This window comes from Micromonospora sp. NPDC047465, assembly GCF_040643125.1.
In the GTDB taxonomy this organism is placed as follows: domain Bacteria; phylum Actinomycetota; class Actinomycetes; order Mycobacteriales; family Micromonosporaceae; genus Micromonospora.
Window position 1 is genome coordinate 48504 of the sequence record NZ_JBEYTP010000015.1, and the last position, 18730, is coordinate 67233.

Sequence of the window (18730 nt, forward strand, 5' to 3'; positions counted from 1 at the left end):
AGTGAAACCCGCATGATGCAGAACGAGATGAGCCGGCGGCGCCTGCTCGGCCTCGGCCTCGGGCTCGGTGCCGCCGCCTCGCTGACCCTGGCCGGCTGCGGCGACGACGACAGCTCGGGCCCGGCGGCCGGCAACGGCGGCAAGGACTACACCGGCCCCAAGGTGGACCTGAAGCTGTGGAACGGGTTCACCGGCGGTGACGGCGACATCTTCAAGGCGCTGGTGAACCAGTTCAACACCGAGCACCAGAACATCGCCGTCACGATCGCGACGTACGAGTGGGCGGACTACTACGCCAAGCTGCCCGGCGCCGCCTCCAGCGGCAACGGGCCGGACATCGCGGTCATGCACATGGACCAGCTCGCCACCTTCGCCGCCCGTGGCGTCATCACCGAACTGGACGACGTGGCCAAGGTGCTGGAGCTGAGCGAGGCGGACTTCGCGCCCACCGTCTGGAAGGGCGGGCTCTACAACGACAAGCGGTACGGCATCCCGCTGGACATGCACCCCCTCGGCTTCTACTACAACAAGGGGGTCATGCAGAAGGCGGGCCTGGACCCGGCCAAGCCGCCGGCGACGAAGGACGAGTACACCGCCGCGCTCACCGAGCTGAAGAAGTCCGGCGTGCAGGGCTTCTGGGTCAGCCCGTTCCAGTTCACCGGAGGCATGACCTTCTACTCCCTGCTGCACCAGTGGGGCGGCAGCGTCTTCGACGCCGAGGCCACCAGGGCCACCTTCAACTCCGACCAGGCCGTCGAGGCGTGCACCTGGCTGGTCGACCTGATCAAGCAGGGCCACTCCCCCGCCAACGTCGGTCAGGACGCCGACTACCTGGCGTTCAAGAGCGGCCGGAACGCCTTCAACTGGAACGGCATCTGGCAGGTCAACGACCTGAAGAAGAGCCCGGAGATCCAGTGGGGGGTGGCGCCCCTGCCGCAGATCGGCAGCCAGCCGGCCGCCTGGGCCAACTCGCACAACTTCACGATCGTCAAGCAGCGGGCCAACGACGCCAACAAGGTCTCGGCGGCGAAGGTCTTCATCAACTGGCTCAGCCAGCACTCCCTCGACTGGGCCAAGGGCGGCCAGGTCCCGGCCCGCAAGACCGTCCGGGACAGCGCCGACTTCAAGGCGCTGGCCGAGGTCAACGCGCTCGCCCCCGAGCTGGAGTACGCGGCCTTCCCGCCGGCGGCCCCGGGCCTCGGCGAGGTCATGACGACCTTCTACAACTCGTTCAACGAGGCGGCGCTGGGCAAGAAGTCGCCCAGGCAGGCGCTGGACGACGGCGCGGCCAAGGCCAACAAACAGCTCGAGGACAACCGCAAGAAGTACGGGAGCTGATCTCCCGTGGCGGACGTGATCGAGGTCGGGGCGGCGCGCGACGGCGCGTCGCCCCCGGCGGCCGGCACCGCCCGCCGGGGCGCCGCGGCGGGCCGGACGGGGCGGTTGACGCCGTACCTCTTCCTCGCCCCGTACCTGGTCCTGTTCGGGGTCTTCGGCCTGCTGCCGATCGTGCTCGGCCTCTGGCTCAGCGTGCACCAGTGGGACTTCCAGCTGCCCCACCGGCCCTTCGTCGGGCTGGACAACTACGGGGAGCTGTTCTCCGGCGACTCGGCCGTCTACGGCGACTGGTGGCAGAGCGTACGGGCGACGGGGATCTTCACCGTCCTGTCGGTGCCGCTGCTGGTGGTCGTCCCGCTCGGGCTGGCACTGCTGCTGAACCGCTCGTTCCCCGGCCGGACCTTCTTCCGGGCGGTCTACTTCGCGCCGTACGTGCTGGGCGTGGCGGTGATCGGCCTGCTCTGGCGGTTCCTGCTCGACGCCAACCTCGGCCTGGTCAACCGGCTCGCCGGGATGGTCGGGCTGCCGGCCGACACCCCGTGGGTGACCGACGTGCCGTGGGCCTGGGTGTCGCTGGTCGGGGTGACCGTCTGGTGGACGTCCGGCTTCAACGCCGTGATCTACCTGGCCGGGCTCCAGGACATCCCGCCGGAGCTGTACGAGGCGGCGAAGGTCGACGGCGCGAGCGCCTGGGAACGGTTCCGCCACGTCACGCTCCCCGGGCTACGCCCGGTCCTGCTGTTCGTGATCACCACGACCGTGCTCGCCTCGGCGAACGTGTTCGGGCAGTCGTTCCTGATCACCCAGGGCGCGCCGGGCACGGAGACCCGCACCGTGGTCTGGTTCATCGTCGAGGAGGGGCTGCGGGACAACGACGCCGGCCGCGCCGCCGCGATGAGCATCGTGTTCGCCCTGATGCTGGCGGTCGTGAGCATCGCCAACTTCCGCCTCTTCCGCTACCGGGAAGACTGAGGGGACCGCCATGACGACGCCCACGCGCACCGGGCGCGCCCCCGCGCCGATCCGCGGCAGGACCCCGGCGACCGGCCGCGCACCGGCCACCGGGCTGCGCCGGGCCGCGCTCTACGCCACCCTGGTGGGGCTCGCCCTGGTCTTCCTGACGCCGCTGGTGTGGATGGTCATCACCTCGCTGAAGACCTACACCGGGGCCCAGCGGATCCCGCCGACCTGGCTGCCGGACCCGATCTCCGGGTACGGCTACGAGCAGGTCCTCGACAACTCCGCGAACCCCGTGCTGCGCTGGTTCGCGAACAGCATGCTGGCCGCCACGGCGCACGCGCTGCTGGTGCTGGCGACCGCCTCGGCGGCCGCGTACGCCCTGGCCCGGATGCGGTTCCGCGGCCGCAGGGTGCTCTTCGCGCTGATCGTCGGGACGCTGTTCATCCCGCCGACCTCGCTGATCATCCCGAACTTCCTGATCGTCGACGAGCTGAACTGGATCGACACCCTGGCCGTCGTGGTCGTGCCCGGCGCGGCGAGCGCGTTCGGGGTGTTCTTCCTGCGGCAGTTCTTCCTCTCCCTGCCCCGGGAGCTGGAGGAGGCCGCGGTGCTGGACGGCGCCAACCAGTGGCAGATCTTCTGGAAGGTGGTGCTGCCGCTGTCCAGGCCGGCGCTGGCCACCCTGGCCGTGTTGTCGTTCCTGACCAACTGGAACGACTTCCTGTGGCCGATCTTCGTGCTGTTCAGCCCGGAGATGCTCACCCTGCCGCCGGGGCTGGGCCTGCTCCAGGGCGCCTACAACACCGACTACCCGGTGCTCATGGCCGGGGCGATGCTGGCCAGCCTGCCGGTGTTGGTCCTCTTCGTCCTCGCCCAGCGGCACATCATCCAGGGCGTCTCCCGCAGCGGCCTGAAGGGATGACGGGCGGGACGACCCGGCGGCGCGGCGCGGCGGCGGTGCTCGCCGCCGCGCTGCTCGCCGCCGGGTGCGGGGGCGGGGACGATCCGAGACCCACGAGCAGGGAGACCGACGCGCGCATGTTCACCAACCCCGTCGTACGCACCGACGCCCCGGATCCGCAGGCGATCCGGGTGGGCGACACCTGGTACCTCTTCCACACCAACGCCGCCGGCCGCAACGTCCCGGTGCTCACCTCCCCCGACCTGGTCGACTGGACGCCGGCCGGGGACGCGCTGCCGGAGCTGCCCGCGTGGGCGGAGCCCGGGAGGAACTGGGCGCCCGAGGTGATCGAGCTGGCCCCGGACCGGTTCCTGCTCTACTACACGGTCGCCGGGCGCGAGTCCGGGCGGCAGTGCGTCGGCCGGGCGGTGGCGAGCGCCCCGCAGGGGCCGTACCGGGACGACTCGACCGCTCCGCTGATCTGCCAGGCGGAGCTGGGTGGGGCGATCGACGCCAGCCCGTTCCGGGACGCCGACGGCAGCCTGTGGCTGCTGTGGAAGAACGACGGCAACGCCGTCGGGGTGGACACCTGGATCTGGTCGCAGCGCCTCTCCGACGACGGGCTGCGCCTGGTCGGCGAGCCGGTGAGGCTGCTGAAGCAGACCGAGCCGTGGGAGGGCAACCTGGTCGAGGGGCCGTTTTTCCACCGGCACGACGGAAAGCTGTTCCTGTTCTTCGCCGCCAACGCCTACGACCGCGCCGAGTACGCCGAGGGCTACGCGGTCTGCGAGTCGCCGACCGGCCCCTGCGTGAAGGCCCCGGAGAACCCGATCCTGGCGACCAACGGGGCGGCCTCCGGGCCGGGGCACGCCTCGATGGTGGTGGTGGACGGTCGCACCTGGCTGCTCTACCACGCCTGGCCGCCCGGTCAGGAGGGCACGGTCGACCCGGGCCGCCAGATCTGGCTCGACGAGGTCGTCTGGGAAGACAGCAAGCCCGTCGTCAAGGGACCGACTGCGGGACCCCAACCGAAGCCCTGAACCGCGCGGTCGGCGACGGAGGGCGACCACCAAGGGGTTCCGGGGAGCCCGGCCCGCGCAGGGATCAAGCCTGACCGCCCGGAGCGGGCCGGGCTCCCCGGAACCCCCACCCCCCGCAACCTGGCGTGCGCGGGTCGTCACCGTGCGCCCGGTCAGCCCGGCCGCACGGCGGAGCCGAACCCGACGGACGGACCGATCCCGCGCAGACCCTTGCGCCGGACCCAGGAGTGTGAAAATTTCCTACCAGCGGTAGATTGTCAACGGCGAATCTTGCCGATAGTGCCGCGATCGACCCCTGACACGGGAGCCCCAACGAAGGGACACACCGCATGAAGGCAACTCGGCTCGGAGCCGCCGGGCTGGCCGCCGCACTGCTCGGCGCGCTCGTCGCCGCCACCCCCGCGAGCGCGGCGCCCGACGCGGCGACCACCGCCTCCACCACCACCTGCGTCACCGACCCGGCCACGCCGAAGCGGCAGTTCCGGGCAATGTGGATCTCCTCGGTCGTCAACATCGACTGGCCGACCAAGGCGTCCCAGACCTCGCCCGACCGCATCGCCACCCAGCAGGCCGAGTACCGCGAGCTGCTGGACCTCGCCGAGCGGCTCAACCACAACGCGGTGGTCGTCCAGATCCGGCCGACCGCCGACGCGTTCTGGCCGTCGCCGTACGAGCCCTGGTCGGAGTACCTGACCGGGGTCCGCGGCGAGAACCCGGGCTGGGACCCGCTGAAGTTCGTGGTCGAGGAGGCGCACAAGCGGAACCTGGAGTTCCACGCCTGGTTCAACCCGTACCGCATCTCGATGCCGGCCCCGGGCGGCGCCGGCGCGGACATCAGCAAGCTCGCGCCGAACCACCCGGCGCGGGAGCACCCGGAGTGGACCTTCGCCTACCCGCCGGCCGGGGTGGCCGGCAGCCGGCTCTACTACAACCCCGGCATCCCGGAGGTCCGCGAGTTCGTCCAGACCGCGATGATGGACGCCGTCAAGCGGTACGACGTCGACGGCGTGCACTTCGACGACTACTTCTACCCCTACCCGAGCGGCACCCACCAGGTGCCCGACGACGCCACCTTCGCGGCGCACAACCGGGGCTTCACCAACAAGGCCGACTGGCGGCGGGACAACATCAACCTGCTGATCCAGGAGATGAACGCCAAGATCAAGGCCGAGAAGTCCTGGGTGAAGTTCGGCGTCAGCCCGTTCGGCATCTGGCGCAACCAGTCGGCCGACCCGCTGGGCTCGGACACCACCGGCAGCCAGTCGTACGACATCATCTCCGCCGACACCCGCAAGTGGGTCAAGGAGGAGTGGATCGACTACATCGTGCCGCAGCTCTACTGGTACATCGGCCAGTACCCGGCCGCCGACTACGCCCGGCTCGTGCCGTGGTGGGCGGACGTGGTCAAGGGCACCCGGGTGCAGCTCTACATCGGGCAGGCCGACTACAAGAGCGGTGACCCGGCCTACGGCTCCTTCTGGATGAACCCGCGCGAACTGTCCGACCACCTGACGCTCAACCGGGCGCACCCCGAGGTGCTGGGCAACGTCCACTTCTCGGCCGTGCAGGTCCGGGCCAACCGGCTTGGCGCGACCGACATCTACGCCGCCGAGCACTACTCGCGGCCGGCGCTGATCCCGACCATGTCGCACCTGCCGTCGAAGCCGCTGCTCATGCCCGTGGTCACGAAGGCCGCGCGGCAGGACGACGGGGTCCGGCTGAACTGGCTCCAGCCGGCCGACGGCCAGGGCCCGCTCGGCACCGCCACGTCGTACGCGATCTACCGGTTCGACGGGGTCGGCCTGGCCGGCCGGTGCGACTTCGCCGACGCGGCGCACCTGGTCGACACGGTCCGCGCCGACGGCGACTCGCAGACGCAGTCCTGGGTGGACACCACCGCCGAGGCGGGCAAGCGGTACACGTACTACGTGACCGCGCTCGACCGGCTGGCGAACGAGAGCCCGGCCAGCCCGCCGGCGTTCGTCCGCTGACGTCCCACCGAATGCCCCGGGTGCCCCTGGCGCCCGGGGCATTCGTCTGTTTCGGCACCTGTCACCAATTGTCGACGGGCACGACACCTCCGGGAACGGCCATTGATCGAAACTGATCGACATCCGATGACCCGCCGGTAACCCCGTCCCACCCGCCGACCCCCGCGGAGGTAACCGTGCCCAGACGCCTCACCACCCTGCTCGCCTCGGGCGCGCTCGCGCTGCTCGTCCTGCTCGGCGTCGCCACCCCCGCCGCCGCCGTCACGCCCACGCAGAAGCTGTCCGTCCTGTCGAGCTGGACCCAGACCAGCGCCACCAGCTACAACGCCTGGAACTCCGCCCGGCTGAACAAGGCCGCCTGGGCCGACTACGCCTTCGACTGGTCGACCGACTACTGCTCGTCCAGTCCGGACAACCCGCTCGGCTTCAACTTCACCCTCTCCTGCTACCGGCACGACTTCGGCTACCGCAACTACAAGGCGATGGGCCAGTTCTCGGCCAACAAGTCACGCCTGGACAGCGCCTTCTACGAGGACCTGAAGCGGGTCTGCGCCACGTACAGCACCATCGTCCGGCCGGCCTGCTACAGCCTCGCCTGGACGTACTACCAGGCCGTCAGCGCCTTCGGCTCCGTCGCCGCCGTGCAGCAGGCCGACATCGACCGCGCCGCCCGGATGAAGGCCGACGCCGAGCGCCGCGCCGCCCTCCGCTGAGGCGGGTCGACCGGGGTCCCGTCCCACCTCCCCCCGGGCGGGACGGGACCGCCCGGTCGACGCCGCGCCCGACCCGAACCGTCGGTCAGGCGTGCTCGGTGTGGCGGTCGGGTGTCACGGGGCGACGGGGAGCCGGGCGGGCCCGGTCCGCGCCGAACCTCGTCGAATCCGCCGCCAGGTCCGGATGCTCCACGCCGAGCGCCAGCGCCGCCGCCTCCTCCAGCCCCAGCTCGGCCCCCTCCCCGTACGCGGCGTCGAAGACCGCGTCGCCCAACGCCCGGCGCAGCTCCCCCTGCCGCTGCGCCCAGTACGCCCCGTAGATGCCCGGCGTGCAGCGCATGCTCGCCCGGGTCGCCCCCGCCGCGCCGAAGAGGCGGGCGGCCGTCGACCCGTCGCCCCCGCCGGCGCAGCGCACCGCGATCGCGTTGAGCGTGTCACAGGCCCGGCCGTGGAAGCCGTGGCTCATCCGGGACCGGAGCGCCACCTGGAGGTGCTCGTGCGCGGCGACCAGGTCGCCGCGGGCCAGGGCCACCATCCCGAGCAGCATGTCGACCGAGCGCCGCCCCCGCTCGACCGGGCGGGCGGCCTCGACCGGGCGGGCCGCACCCAACAGCTCGGCGGCCTCGTCCAGGGCGCCCCGCCGCCAGAGCAGCTCGGCCAACCTGAACACGGCGAACAGCGCGTCGCCGACCACCTCCTGGTCGTGCGCCCAGTCGATGACCTCCCGGCAGACCCGCTCGGCCTCCGCGAACTGTCCCATGTCGACCAGCGGGGCCGCCCGCCCGGCGAGGACCCGGGCGAGCAGGCCGGCGTCGCCGGCCTGCCGGGCCGCCGCCTCCGCCCGCTGGGAGAACCGCAGCTCCTCGGCGAACTCGCCGTCCGCGCCGGCGTGCAGCGAGTGCATGTGGTACGCCGCCGCCAGCTCGGCCTCCGGGATCCGCTCCCCGGTCTCGGCGATCCGTCCGTACAGCCGGAACAGCCAGAGCCGCCCCTCCCGGGCCAGGCCCCGCTCCCGCCACCACTGGTCCAGGCCCCCGGCCAGCCGCAGCCCCGCCCGGGCGCTGCCGCCGGTCGCGCACCAGCGCAGCGCGGCGCGCAGCTCACCGGCGAGAGGGTCGAGGGCGTAGAGCGACAACGTGACCGGCTGCCCGTCCGGGCCGAGGTGCGCCCGCTCCAGCGCGTGCGCCGACCAGGCAACGTGCCGGTCCCGGGCGGCCCGCTCCTCCCCCGCCTCCGCCAGCCGCCGGGCCGCGTACGCCCGGATCGGGTCGAGCATCCGGTAGGTGCTGCCCGAGGCGTGCGGCTCGGCCAGCACCATCGACTTGTCGACCAGCACGGAGAGCGGGTCGAGCGGGTCGGTGCCGAGCAGCCACTCCACCGTCGACAGGTCCACCGGGCCGGCGAAGACCGCCAGCCAGCGCAGCAACCGGGCCGCGCGCGGCCCCAGCGTCCGGTACGACCAGGTGACCGTGGCCTGCATGGTGAGGTGCCGTTCGGTGGCGGACCGCTGCACCGCCCGGGTCGCCGGGGTGGGCGGCGGCACCCCGACGGCCGCCGCGACCAGGTCCACCGTGTCCTGCTGGTTGCCCGTCCACGCCCGCTCCACCGGGGGCGGCTCCGGGTTCTCCCGGCCCGCGTCCAGCGTGCCGAGCACGTCGTCGAGGCGCTCGGCGAGCTGGCCGACCGAGAGCACCCGCAGCCGGGCGGCGGCCAACTCGATGGCGAGCGGCAGCCCGTCCAACCGCTGCACGACCCGGCGCAGGTCGGCCGACTCGGCCGGGTCCGGCTGCCGGCCGCCCCGGGCCGCCGCCGTCCGGTCCAGCAGCAGCGCGACCGCGTCGCTCTCCGCCCCGTCCGCCGGCGGGTCGACCGACAGCGGCGGAATCCGCCAGACCACCTCGCCGGGCAGGCCGAACGACTCCCGGCTGGTGGCGAGCACCCGCACGCCCACCCCGCCGGCGAGCAGCCGCGAGATCACCTCGGCCGAGGCGGCCGGCTGGGCGTCGCAGGTGTCCAGGACGACCAGCATCCGGCGCGCGGCAGCGTACTCCACCAGGGTCTCGACCATCGGGCGGCCGGGCTCGGGACGCAGGCCGAGCACGGCGGCGACCGCGAACGCCACCAGGCCCGGGTCGGTCACCGCGGCGATGTCGACGAACCAGACCCCGTCCGGGTACGACTCCACCAGGTCGGTGCCCAGCTCCACGGCGAGCCGGGTCTTGCCCGCCCCGCCCGCCCCGAGCACGGTGACCAGCCGGTGCGCCTCCACCAGCCGGCGCAGCTCGGCGCGCTCGGCCTGCCGGCCCACGAACGAGGTCACCTGGGTGGGCAGGTTGTGCGCGACCGCGTCGGCCGTACGCGGCCGCGGGAACTGCCGCTCGATGCCCGGGGCGACCAGTTGGAAGAGCCGTTCCCGGTCGTCGAAGCCGCGCAGCCGGTGCAGGCCCAGGTCGAGCAGGGACGCGCCGGCCGGCAGCGGGTCGGCGTGCCGCGCCGTCGACGCCGAGCAGAGCACCTGCCCGCCGTGCGCGGCGGCGGCCACCCGGGCCGCCCGGTGCACCTCGGGGCTGGCGTACTCGCCGTCGCGCGGCTCGGCCCAGCCGGTGTGCAGCCCCATCCGGACCCGGGGCACGGCCTCGGCGGTCGGCCATTGGTGGCTGGCCAGCGCCCGCTGCGCGGTGAGGCAGGCGGTCAGCCCGGCGGTCGCGTCGCCGAACGCGAGGAAGAACGAGTCTCCCTCGGTCAGCAGCTCCGCGCCCTCGGTGGCGGCGATCGTCCGGCGCAGCAGGCGGCGGTGCTCCCGCAGCACCGGCCGGTAGTCCGGCCCGAGGAGCTGGGCCAGCCGGGTCGAGCCCTCGATGTCGGTGAAGACGAAGGTCACCCACCCGCTGGGGAGGTGGATCCGTGGCGACATGCGTGGGACCTCCCCCGTGACGTCGGACTCATGCTGCCTGATACTGGATCGTCACGCATCGTGAGAACGGCCGGCCGGGCTCGGACTCAAGGGGCCCGGCGGCCTCGGCGCGGATGAACGGGGCCGGCCGACGGGCGGGCGGAGGCCGACAGTCAGCAGCCGTCGCCACCACTCAGCAGCCGCAGCCACCACCACAGCAGCCACCACCGCCGGCCGGAGCGGCCGCGCCGCCGACCACGCCGCCACCCCGACCGGTGACCGAGACGGTGGAGAGAAGCTTGACGGTGTCCGTGTGTCCCCACGGGCAGGGCGCCGGCTCGCCGGCCTGCGACATCGGACGGTTGACCTCGAAGGTGTCGCCGCAGGCGCGGCAACGGAACTCGTACCGGGGCATGACTCCAGGGTACGGCCGGGCCTGACGCCCGAGGAGACATGGGTGATACTCAACTTGTGGTGGACGGCGAGGACAGATCGACCCATCGGCCCCTGCGACCGGCCGTGCCGCCCGACGGGCCACCCGCCGGCTCCGGGGTCGCACCGGGATCGTCGGCGCGCCTGCCCCGTCCCCGCCGCCCCTGGCTGAGGTCCGAGGCACCCGCCGGCGCCGGCACCCCGACGACGGCACCCGCCGAGCCCGCTCCGACGCCGACCGGGCCGTCGGCCGCCCCCGCCGCACCGTCCGCCCCGGACGTCCCGCCGGCCGGGGCGGCACCGGCCGCCGCCGGGAAGCCGAGCGCCGACACCGAGCCGCCGGCCGCCGCGAAGCCCGGCGACGCCGCCGGCACGTCGACCGCCGGCACCAAGCCCGCCAGCACGTCCGCCGCCGACACGTCGACCGCCGGCACCAAGCCCGCCGGCACGTCGAAGGCCGACACCAAGCCCGGCGGCACGTCGAAGGCCGACACCAAGCCCGGCGACTCGGGGAGCGGCGCCGGGGGCGGCTCGGCCGCGCCGACGTCGGCGGGGAAGAGCGACCTCGCGGCGACGAAGGTGGACGTGCTCACCAACGGGCCGGCCGCGCGAGCCCGGCGGCGCCGGGTGCCGTTCGCGCACGCCGTACGCCTGCCGCCGCCGCGCCAGGCGGCGGCGGCCGCGGTCCGGGCGACCCGGGACTGGTCGCGGCGCCCCAGCGGGCGGCTCACCCTGCCCGGGGTGTTCCTGCTCGCCCTGGTCGCGGCGACCGCCGCGGCGGGCGCGCTGCTGGTGCCCGCGACCGTCCGCGCGCCCCGTCCGGTCGCCGACGCCGCCTCCGTCGCGCCGACGGCCGGCCCGCAGGAGCCGCTGCCCACCCAGACGGTGCCGCCGCTCGGCACGGTGCCGACCGGCCCGGCCGTCGGCGGGGTGACCACCGGCCGGCCGTCGGACGCCCTCGCCGGCTGGGCCGCGCAGGTCGGGCCGAAGGTCGGCATCTCGCCGGTGGCCATGCAGGCGTACGGCTACGCCGAGCTGGTGCTCGCCCAGACCAACCGCAGTTGCGGCCTGAGCTGGACCACGCTGGCGGCCATCGGCTTCGTCGAGTCCGGGCACGGCCAGGCCAACAACGCCCGGCTCGGGCAGGACGGCAAGGCGCTGCCCGAGATCATCGGCCTGCCGCTGGACGGGCAGGGCAACCGGATGCGCATCCCCGACACCGACGGTGGCCGGCTGGACAAGGACACCACCTTCGACCGCGCGATCGGGCCGATGCAGTTCATCCCCACCACCTGGCAGGAGATCGGGGCGGACGCCGACAACGACGGCGTCAAGGACCCGCACGACCTGGACGACGCCGCGCTCGCCGCCGGCAACTACCTCTGCAAGGGCAGCCGGAACCTCACCATCCCGGCCGACTGGTGGAACGCGATCCTGTCGTACAACGACGTCCGCCAGTACGCCCAGGACGTCTTCGACACCGCCAACCGGTACGGACAGGCCAGCCGCACGTGAAGTGATCGTCCGCATACATTGGAGAACCGGACACTTCCCCCGGGCAGCGGTTAGCGGCAAGCTATACAGGTGATGGTGCGCGAGTGGGACCCCAGGACCGCGTCGTCCGCCGAGATCGCGTCGCTGCTGGACACGCTCAACGCGGTCCTGGCAGTCGATCTGCCGCGGGATCCACCGTGGCGGGAGAGTTCCCTGCGGGAATACCTCTCCGAGGTGATGCCCGGCGAGCGGCGGATCTCCTGGGTCGCCCAGGCGGAGCCGGCCGGCGGCGGGGCGCCGGGGCCGATCCTCGGCCAGGTGAACGTGCTCCTGCTCGGCGACATCGGCGTGCTGGAGGTGCTGGTGCACCCCTCCCGGCGGCGCAGCGGGCTCGGCCGTGACCTGGTCCTGGTGGCCGCCCGGCGGGCCTACCAGGAGGGCTTCCAGTCGATCGGGGTCGAGGTGGTCGGCGACACTCCGGCCGTCGCCTTCTACGAGTCGCTCGGCTTCTCCAAGGAATACGTCGAGACCCGAAGCGTGCTCGACCTGTCCGCGGTGGACTGGGTCGAGCTGTCCGAGATGGCCACCGGCATCGGCGCGGGCTACCACCTGGAGTTCTGCCCCGGCGGGCCGCCCGACGACCTGATCGACGCGTACGCCCGGGCCAAGGCCGAGGTGCGCGACGTCGACGACGGCGAGCTGCGCCCCAGCTCGTACGACCCACAGCGGCTGCGGGACAGCCTGGACTGCCTGCACCGGCGGGGCATGAAGCCCTACATCGTGCTCGCCCTCCACGAGCAGACCGGGGAGGTGGCCGGCCTGACCGAGGTGGTGGTGCCCGCCCAGCACCCCACCCGCGCCGACCAGTACGACACCATCGTCGTGCAGGACCACCGGGGCTACGGCATCGACCGGGCGATCAAGGCGCGGATGCTGCTGGAGCTGCGCTCGGCGGAGCCGAAGCTGACCGAGGTGCAGACCTGGAACGCACAGGCCAACGAGGCCATGCTCAAGGTCAACGCCGAGTTGGGCTACCGTGCGGACCGCGAGTGGTGTGAATACAGCGTCGACGTGGCCGAGCTGGTGCACCGCCTCGACGCCGGACGCTGACCGGAGAGTTCACGAAACCGACCGGTGGGGGATGGACGACGGTCAGCGGAGCCCCTTAACGTGCGTTAGTTCCCCGTCCACCCATCGTGGAGGCCCCATGCGCCCGCGCCGCACTCTTGCCGCGCTCGCGACCGCCACCGCCGCCGTGACCGTCGCGGCTGTCGGCGTCGCACCCACCGCGGCCAGCGCCGCGCCCACCGACCTGTTCATCTCGGAGTACGTGGAAGGCTCGTCGAACAACAAGGCGATCGAGCTGTTCAACGGCACCGGCGCCGCCGTCGACCTGGCCGCCAACGGCTACCAGCTCCAGTTGCACTTCAACGGCTCCACCACCCCGACGAACGTGGCGCTGACCGGGACCGTCGCGGCCGGCGACGTCTTCGTCTTCGCCTCCGCCTCGGCCGCGCCGGCGATCCTGGACCGGGCCGACCAGACCACGACAGCCGGCCTGTTCAACGGCGACGACGCGATCGTGCTGCGCCGGGGCGGCACCGTGCTCGACTCGATCGGCCAGGTCGGCGTCGACCCGGGCACCGAGTGGGGCACCGGCGTCACCAGCACCGAGAACAACACCCTGCGCCGGTTGCCCGCCGTGACGTCCGGCGACACCGACCCCTCGGACGCGTTCGACCCGGCCGCCCAGTGGGCCGGATTCCCGGTCGACACGTTCGACGGGCTCGGCGCGCACACCGTCGACGGGGGCGGCCCGGTCGACGCGCCGGCGACGCTCACCTGCGGCCCGGCGCTGGTCACCCCGGTCGGCACGGCGGCGACCCGGGAGGTCACCGCCACCGACGCCGACGACCGGATCGTCGACCTGGCGGTCACCTCGGTCAGCCCGACCCCGGCCACCGGCTCCGTCAGCCGCACGGCCGTCACCCCGGCCGACGCGGTCGGCGGCACCGCCCGGGCCACGGTCGGCGCGAGCGCCGACCTGGCCGCCGGGGCGTACACGGTGGTGCTGACCGCGACCGACGCGGACGGCGGCACCGCCACCTGCACCCTCGCCGTGCAGGTCACCCGCGAGCTGACCGTCGGCGAGGTGCAGGGCCCGACCACCGACGGCGAGTCCGGCCCGGCCGACCGGTCCCCGCTCGCGCCGGCGTCCGGCAACGGCACCAGCAGCACGCTGTACGACGTGCGCGGCGTGATCACCCAGCTCACCCTGGCGCGTGACTCGTCGGGCCGGGACCAGCGCGGCTTCTTCCTGCAGAGCCGGTCCGGCGCCACCGACGGCGACCCGACCAGCTCGGACGGCATCTTCGTCTTCATGGGCTCGTTCACCTCCCTGATCGGCGGCTACGTGCCGACGGTCGGCGACGAGGTGGTGCTCCGGGCCCGGGTCTCCGAGTACTTCAACTTCACCCAGCTCTCCGGCGCGTCACTGGTGCGCAAGCTCGCCTCCGGCGTCGACGTGAACGCCGAGGTCGAGGTGGCCGACGCGGTGCCGCCGGTCGAGCTGGCCGACGCGCAGCGGTTCTGGGAGCGGCACGAGGGCGCCCGGCTGCGGGTGCGGGCCGGCAGCGGCGCCGTGAGCGGGCGGAACGTCTTCGCCTCCACCGCCGACGGCGAGATCTTCGTGATCGACCGGGACGACCCGCTGCTGGATCGCGCCGACCCGTACGCCCGCCGGGTGTTCCGGGACGCGCACCCGCTGGACAACGACCCGGGCCGCCGCTTCGACGACGGCAACGGCCAGCGCATCCTGCTCGGCAGCATGGGCGTCAAGGGCACCACGGGCGACAGCGGCGCGCTGCTCCCGCCCGCCCGCACCTTCGACACGCTGACCGCCGACGCGGTCGGCGGCCTCTACTACTCGTTCGAGAAGTACGGCGTGCAGGTCGAGCGGGCCGAGTTCACCGGCGGGACCGACCCGTCCACGAACAACCCGCCGCAGCCGGCCAAGCGGTCGGAGGAGGTCGCGGTCGCGACCTACAACGTCGAGAACCTGTACGACTACCGCGACGACCCGTTCGACGGCTGCGACTTCGCCGGCAACGCCGGCTGCACCGGGGTGCGCCCGCCGTTCGACTACGTCCCCGGCAGCGAACAGGAGTACCGCGACCAGCTCGCCGCGCTGGCCGACCAGATCACCACCGACCTGCACTCGCCCGACCTGATCCTCGTGCAGGAGGCGGAGGACCAGGACATCTGCGCGGTCTCCGGCGGCGAGCTGGTGTGCGGCACCACCAACAACGCGGACGGCGCGCCGGACACCCTCCAGGACCTGGCGCTGACCATCGCGGCGAGCGGCGGCCCGGCCTACGCGGCCGCGTACGACCGCAGTGGCGCGGACGCACGGGGCATCACCGCCGCGTTCCTGTACCGCACCGACCGGGTGTCGCTGGCCGAGGCGACCGCCGGCGACCCGCTGCTGGGCTCGGCGCCGACGGTGCAGTACCGCGGCGCGGGGCTGCCGGGCAACGCGGACGTGCAGAACCCGAAGGCGCTCAACGCCGTGCTTCCCGCCGACGTGGACACCTCCACCGGCAAGGACGGCGACAACGTCTTCACCCGGGCTCCGCAGCTCGGCAAGTTCACCGTGGCCGCCGCGCCCGGGTCGACCGAGCGGTACACCCTGTGGGCCGCGAGCAACCACTACTCCTCGGGGCCGGACAGCCGGGTCGGGCAGCGCCGGGAGCAGGCCGCGTACGGGGCCGCGATCGTCACGGCGATCGAGGCGTCGGACCCGGACGCGCGGGTGGTGTACGGCGGGGACCTGAACGTCTTCCCCCGCCCCGACGACCCGATCGCCACGGCCGCGGAGCCCACCCCGTCGGACCAGCTCGGGCCGCTGTACGAGGCCGGCATGCGCAACCTCTGGGACGACCTGCTCGCCGACGCCCCGTCGTCCGCCTACTCGTACAGCTTCGAGGGGCAGTCGCAGACGCTGGACCACCTGTTCGTCAACGGCGCGCTGCACCGGGACCTGGTGGAGATGCGGGCGGCGCACATCAACGCCGACTGGCCGGCCGAGCACGCCGCCGACGGCACGCGCGGCTCCAGTGACCACGACCCGCAGGTGGCCCGGTTCCGGTCGCGGGCCTCGCTCAGCGTCGGGGACGTGTCGGTGGCCGAGGGCGACCGGGGCACCCGCCCGCTGACCTTCACAGTCACCGTCTCGCGACCGCTGTCCCAGCCGGTGCTGCTCTGCGCCGCCACGTACGGCACAACGGCCCAGGCGGGCGCCGACTACGACCCCTACGTCGGTTGCAAGGTCCTGGCCGCCGGGCAGACCTCGCTGGCCTTCCCGGTGACTGTGCGCGGTGACCGCAAGCGGGAGGCCGACGAGAAGCTGACGCTGCTGGTGACGGGCGTGCCGGGGCTGCGCCTCGCCGACCCGGTCGCGGTGGGCACCATCGCCGACGACGACTGACGTCGCCCCGGGCAGCCCTTCCGGCTGCGCGTACCGACGGCCCGCCCGCCAGGAAGCACCTGGCGGGCGGGCCGTCGGCCGTTTCACGGAGCAATGGGCCGACGGGGCCGATGGGTTCACGGAAACCGGCGATCGTGCCCGCACGCGCGCGGCGGCGGGGGCACGTTGCGGTACTTGGCCACCCGCACCTCCCACTGGCTGCGCCGCCGCATGGCGTCCCGGACGGCGCGATTGCGGTAGAACGTCTCCGGCGGGCGGGCCAGCCCGTAGAGGTCCGCCCACCACTCCCCGGGCTCGGGGTCGAGGATCGTGTCGAGGTGCGACGGGTAGCGGCGTTCCGCCCCGTCGCGGGTGTCGTCGCGGTCCCGCATCGGCTTCAGCACCCGCCCGAACTCGTCGACCACCGCCAGCCGGAACCCGGCGACCCCGATGACGCGGCGCAGGAGCAGGATGCTCGGCACCAGCCGACCCGCCTCGATCCGCCCCACGGTGGCGTGGTGCACCCCCGCCCACCGAGCCAGCTCCCGCTGGCTCGGGTCGGCGCGACGCCGGATCGCACGGACGATGCCGGCGGCGGGCCACGGAATGTCGAACGGCTCGGTCAGCAGCACGGGCGGCTCGTCGGAGCGCGCTTGATCTTCGCAGCCCGGCTGCTCGTCGGAGCCGGGCTGGTCGTCAGAGCCGGGCAGCTCGTCGGAGCCCGGCTGGTCGTCGGAGCCGGGCTGATCGTCAGGGGACGGCCGGTCGTCGGCCCATGGCACGGCGGCCCATGGCGCGTCGGCCCATGGCGCGGCGGGAATGTCGGTCATCCCGTCACGGTCCCGGCCGTGCGGGCCCCTTCGCAATCCCGCCTCCCCGGCCTGTGGACAACCCACCTACCTGTGGAGAACCGGCAGCACCCACGTCGGCCGGGACGACTCCCGGCGACCTCTCCAGACCCTCACGCTGGGTAACAGCCCGACCGGAAGACCCCATGTGACCGTGAGTGATGGCGCTGACGCCGTCGACCCCAGCTTCGCCGACGACCCCGGCCAGTCGCCGCCCTGACCAGCACATTTCCGAAGAATGCCCCGAGGAGGCAGCCAACCCCCATACGCCCTTTGCTCTGCACCCGCATACGCGACAGACACTCTCGGTTGCTGGTGCATATCCGGGTGCAGAGCAAAGCGTTCGAGGGAGGGGTTCGCGACTCGCTTGGATTGATCGCTCTGAGTAACGGACACAGCATCCGTGGGCCGGGCACGCATGAGTGAGCCGGCCTGGCGTCGCCGTCAGTCGACCCGCGCTCCGGCGTCTCCGCCCGGTTCGCGCCGTCGTGGGTCGTGGGTCGTGGGTTGTGGGTTGTGAGTCGTGGGTTGTGGGTCGTCGGGCAGGGCTGCGTCCTGCGCGACCGCGACCGGGACCGGTCCGTGCCGACTTCTCTGTCCGGTCGTGCGCGGCGTGGCGTCTGTGACGCCGTTGCCCGACCCCCGGGTGCCGTCGGTAGGGCCTCAGTAGCGCTCGCGGAGGAGTTGGGCGGCCTCGACCGCCCAGTAGGTGAGGATGATCTGCGCACCGGCCCGGCGGATCGATGTGAGCGTCTCCAGCATCACCCGCTCCCGGTCGATCCAGCCGTTCGCGGCGGCCGCCTCGACCATGGCGTACTCGCCGGAGACCTGGTAGGCCGCGACCGGGACGTCGACCGCCGCGCGGACCGCCGACACCACGTCGAGGTACGGCAGCGCCGGCTTGACCATCACCATGTCGGCGCCCTCGGCGACGTCCAGCTCGACCTCGCGCAGCGACTCCCGCAGGTTCGCCGGGTCCTGCTGGTAGGTGCTCCGGTCACCCTCCAGGGCCGACTCCACCGCGTCCCGGAACGGGCCGAAGAAGGCCGAGGCGTACTTGACGGCGTACGCCAGCACGGCCACGTCCTGGTGGCCGGCGGCGTCGAGCGCCCGGCGCACCACGCCGACCTGGCCGTCCATCATCCCGGACGGCCCGACCACCCCGACCCCGGCGGCGGCCTGGGCCACCGCCATCTCGGCGTACGCCGCCAGCGTGGCGTCGTTGTCCACGCCGCCGTCGGGGGTGAGCAGCCCGCAGTGCCCGTGCGAGGTGAACTCGTCCAGGCAGAGGTCGCTCATCACCACCGTGGCGTCGCCCACCTCGGCGACGACGTCGCGGATCGCGACGTTGAGGATGCCGTCCGGGTCGATCCCGCCGGACCCGGTGGGGTCGCGCCGCTCGGGCACGCCGAAGAGCATGATGCCGCCGACGCCCGCCTGGACGGCCTCGGTGGCGGCCTTGCGGAGCGACTCCCGGGAGTGCTGGAGCACCCCCGGGAGCGACGCGATCGCCCGCGGCTCCGTCAGCCCCTCCTTGACGAACATCGGCACGACCAGCTCGGCCGGGTCGACGCGGGTCTCGGCCACCAGCCGCCGGAGCGCCGCGTTGCGGCGCAGCCGGCGGGGCCGGATCTCGGGGTACGGCATCACGGGCC

Annotated in this window: 12 protein-coding genes and 1 pseudogene; 9 read left to right on the top strand and 4 right to left on the bottom strand. The window is 73.3% G+C overall.

What is annotated here, in order from left to right:
* The first annotated feature begins 12 nt into the window (after nucleotides 1-12).
* From ABZ793_RS16005 to ABZ793_RS16030, 6 genes are all read left to right on the top strand, one after another.
* The gene (locus tag ABZ793_RS16005) at nucleotides 13-1338 is read left to right on the top strand and encodes an ABC transporter substrate-binding protein (protein ID WP_357457433.1); all 1326 of its coding nucleotides are present in this window, start codon (nucleotides 13-15) and stop codon (nucleotides 1336-1338) included.
* Nucleotides 1339-1344: 6 nt separating this feature from the next.
* Nucleotides 1345-2310 carry a sugar ABC transporter permease gene (locus tag ABZ793_RS16010; protein ID WP_357457435.1) on the top strand — a complete coding sequence of 322 codons (966 nt, stop codon included), beginning with the start codon at nucleotides 1345-1347 and terminating at the stop codon, nucleotides 2308-2310.
* A 10-nt stretch (nucleotides 2311-2320) separates the two neighbouring features.
* A complete protein-coding gene (locus ABZ793_RS16015; protein WP_357457437.1) occupies nucleotides 2321-3220 on the top strand; it encodes a carbohydrate ABC transporter permease in 900 nt (299 codons plus the stop codon).
* On the top strand, nucleotides 3217-4239 hold the full coding sequence (locus ABZ793_RS16020) for a glycoside hydrolase family 43 protein (protein ID WP_357457440.1): 1023 nt from the start codon (nucleotides 3217-3219) through the stop codon (nucleotides 4237-4239). Before ABZ793_RS16015 ends, ABZ793_RS16020 begins: the two co-directional genes overlap by 4 nt.
* 329 nt (nucleotides 4240-4568) lie before the next feature.
* Entirely contained in the window at nucleotides 4569-6230 is a 1662-nt protein-coding gene (locus tag ABZ793_RS16025; RefSeq protein WP_357457442.1) for a family 10 glycosylhydrolase, read from the top strand.
* A 176-nt stretch (nucleotides 6231-6406) separates the two neighbouring features.
* A complete protein-coding gene (locus tag ABZ793_RS16030) occupies nucleotides 6407-6943 on the top strand; it encodes a phospholipase (protein WP_357457444.1) in 537 nt (178 codons plus the stop codon).
* Nucleotides 6944-7097: 154 nt separating this feature from the next.
* Here the strand turns inward: ABZ793_RS16030 and ABZ793_RS16035 are convergent.
* Nucleotides 7098-9857: pseudogene (locus ABZ793_RS16035) on the bottom strand (adenylate/guanylate cyclase domain-containing protein); the annotation flags it as partial.
* A gap of 172 nt (nucleotides 9858-10029) precedes the next feature.
* On the bottom strand, nucleotides 10030-10251 hold the full coding sequence (locus ABZ793_RS16040) for a zinc ribbon domain-containing protein (protein WP_357457446.1): 222 nt from the start codon (nucleotides 10249-10251) through the stop codon (nucleotides 10030-10032).
* Nucleotides 10252-10307: 56 nt separating this feature from the next.
* Here ABZ793_RS16040 and ABZ793_RS16045 point away from each other — a divergent pair, with 56 nt between their 5' ends.
* The 3 genes from ABZ793_RS16045 to ABZ793_RS16055 all read left to right on the top strand — a co-directional run bounded on the left by ABZ793_RS16045 (nucleotide 10308) and on the right by ABZ793_RS16055 (nucleotide 16248).
* On the top strand, nucleotides 10308-11783 hold the full coding sequence (locus ABZ793_RS16045; RefSeq protein ID WP_357457596.1) for a lytic murein transglycosylase: 1476 nt from the start codon (nucleotides 10308-10310) through the stop codon (nucleotides 11781-11783).
* A 72-nt stretch (nucleotides 11784-11855) separates the two neighbouring features.
* Nucleotides 11856-12872: a GNAT family N-acetyltransferase gene (locus tag ABZ793_RS16050; protein ID WP_350707189.1), complete on the top strand. Its 1017-nt coding sequence runs from the start codon at nucleotides 11856-11858 to the stop codon at nucleotides 12870-12872.
* Nucleotides 12873-12969: 97 nt separating this feature from the next.
* A complete protein-coding gene (locus ABZ793_RS16055; protein WP_357457448.1) occupies nucleotides 12970-16248 on the top strand; it encodes a lamin tail domain-containing protein in 3279 nt (1092 codons plus the stop codon).
* A gap of 116 nt (nucleotides 16249-16364) precedes the next feature.
* Here the strand turns inward: ABZ793_RS16055 and ABZ793_RS16060 are convergent, their stop codons facing one another.
* Nucleotides 16365-17057: a helix-turn-helix domain-containing protein gene (locus ABZ793_RS16060; protein WP_357457450.1), complete on the bottom strand. Its 693-nt coding sequence runs from the start codon at nucleotides 17055-17057 to the stop codon at nucleotides 16365-16367.
* Nucleotides 17058-17738: 681 nt separating this feature from the next.
* Complete coding sequence (gene hemB / locus ABZ793_RS16065) at nucleotides 17739-18722, bottom strand: porphobilinogen synthase (protein WP_357457452.1); 984 nt, start codon at nucleotides 18720-18722, stop codon at nucleotides 17739-17741.
* Nucleotides 18723-18730: the final 8 nt, after the last annotated feature.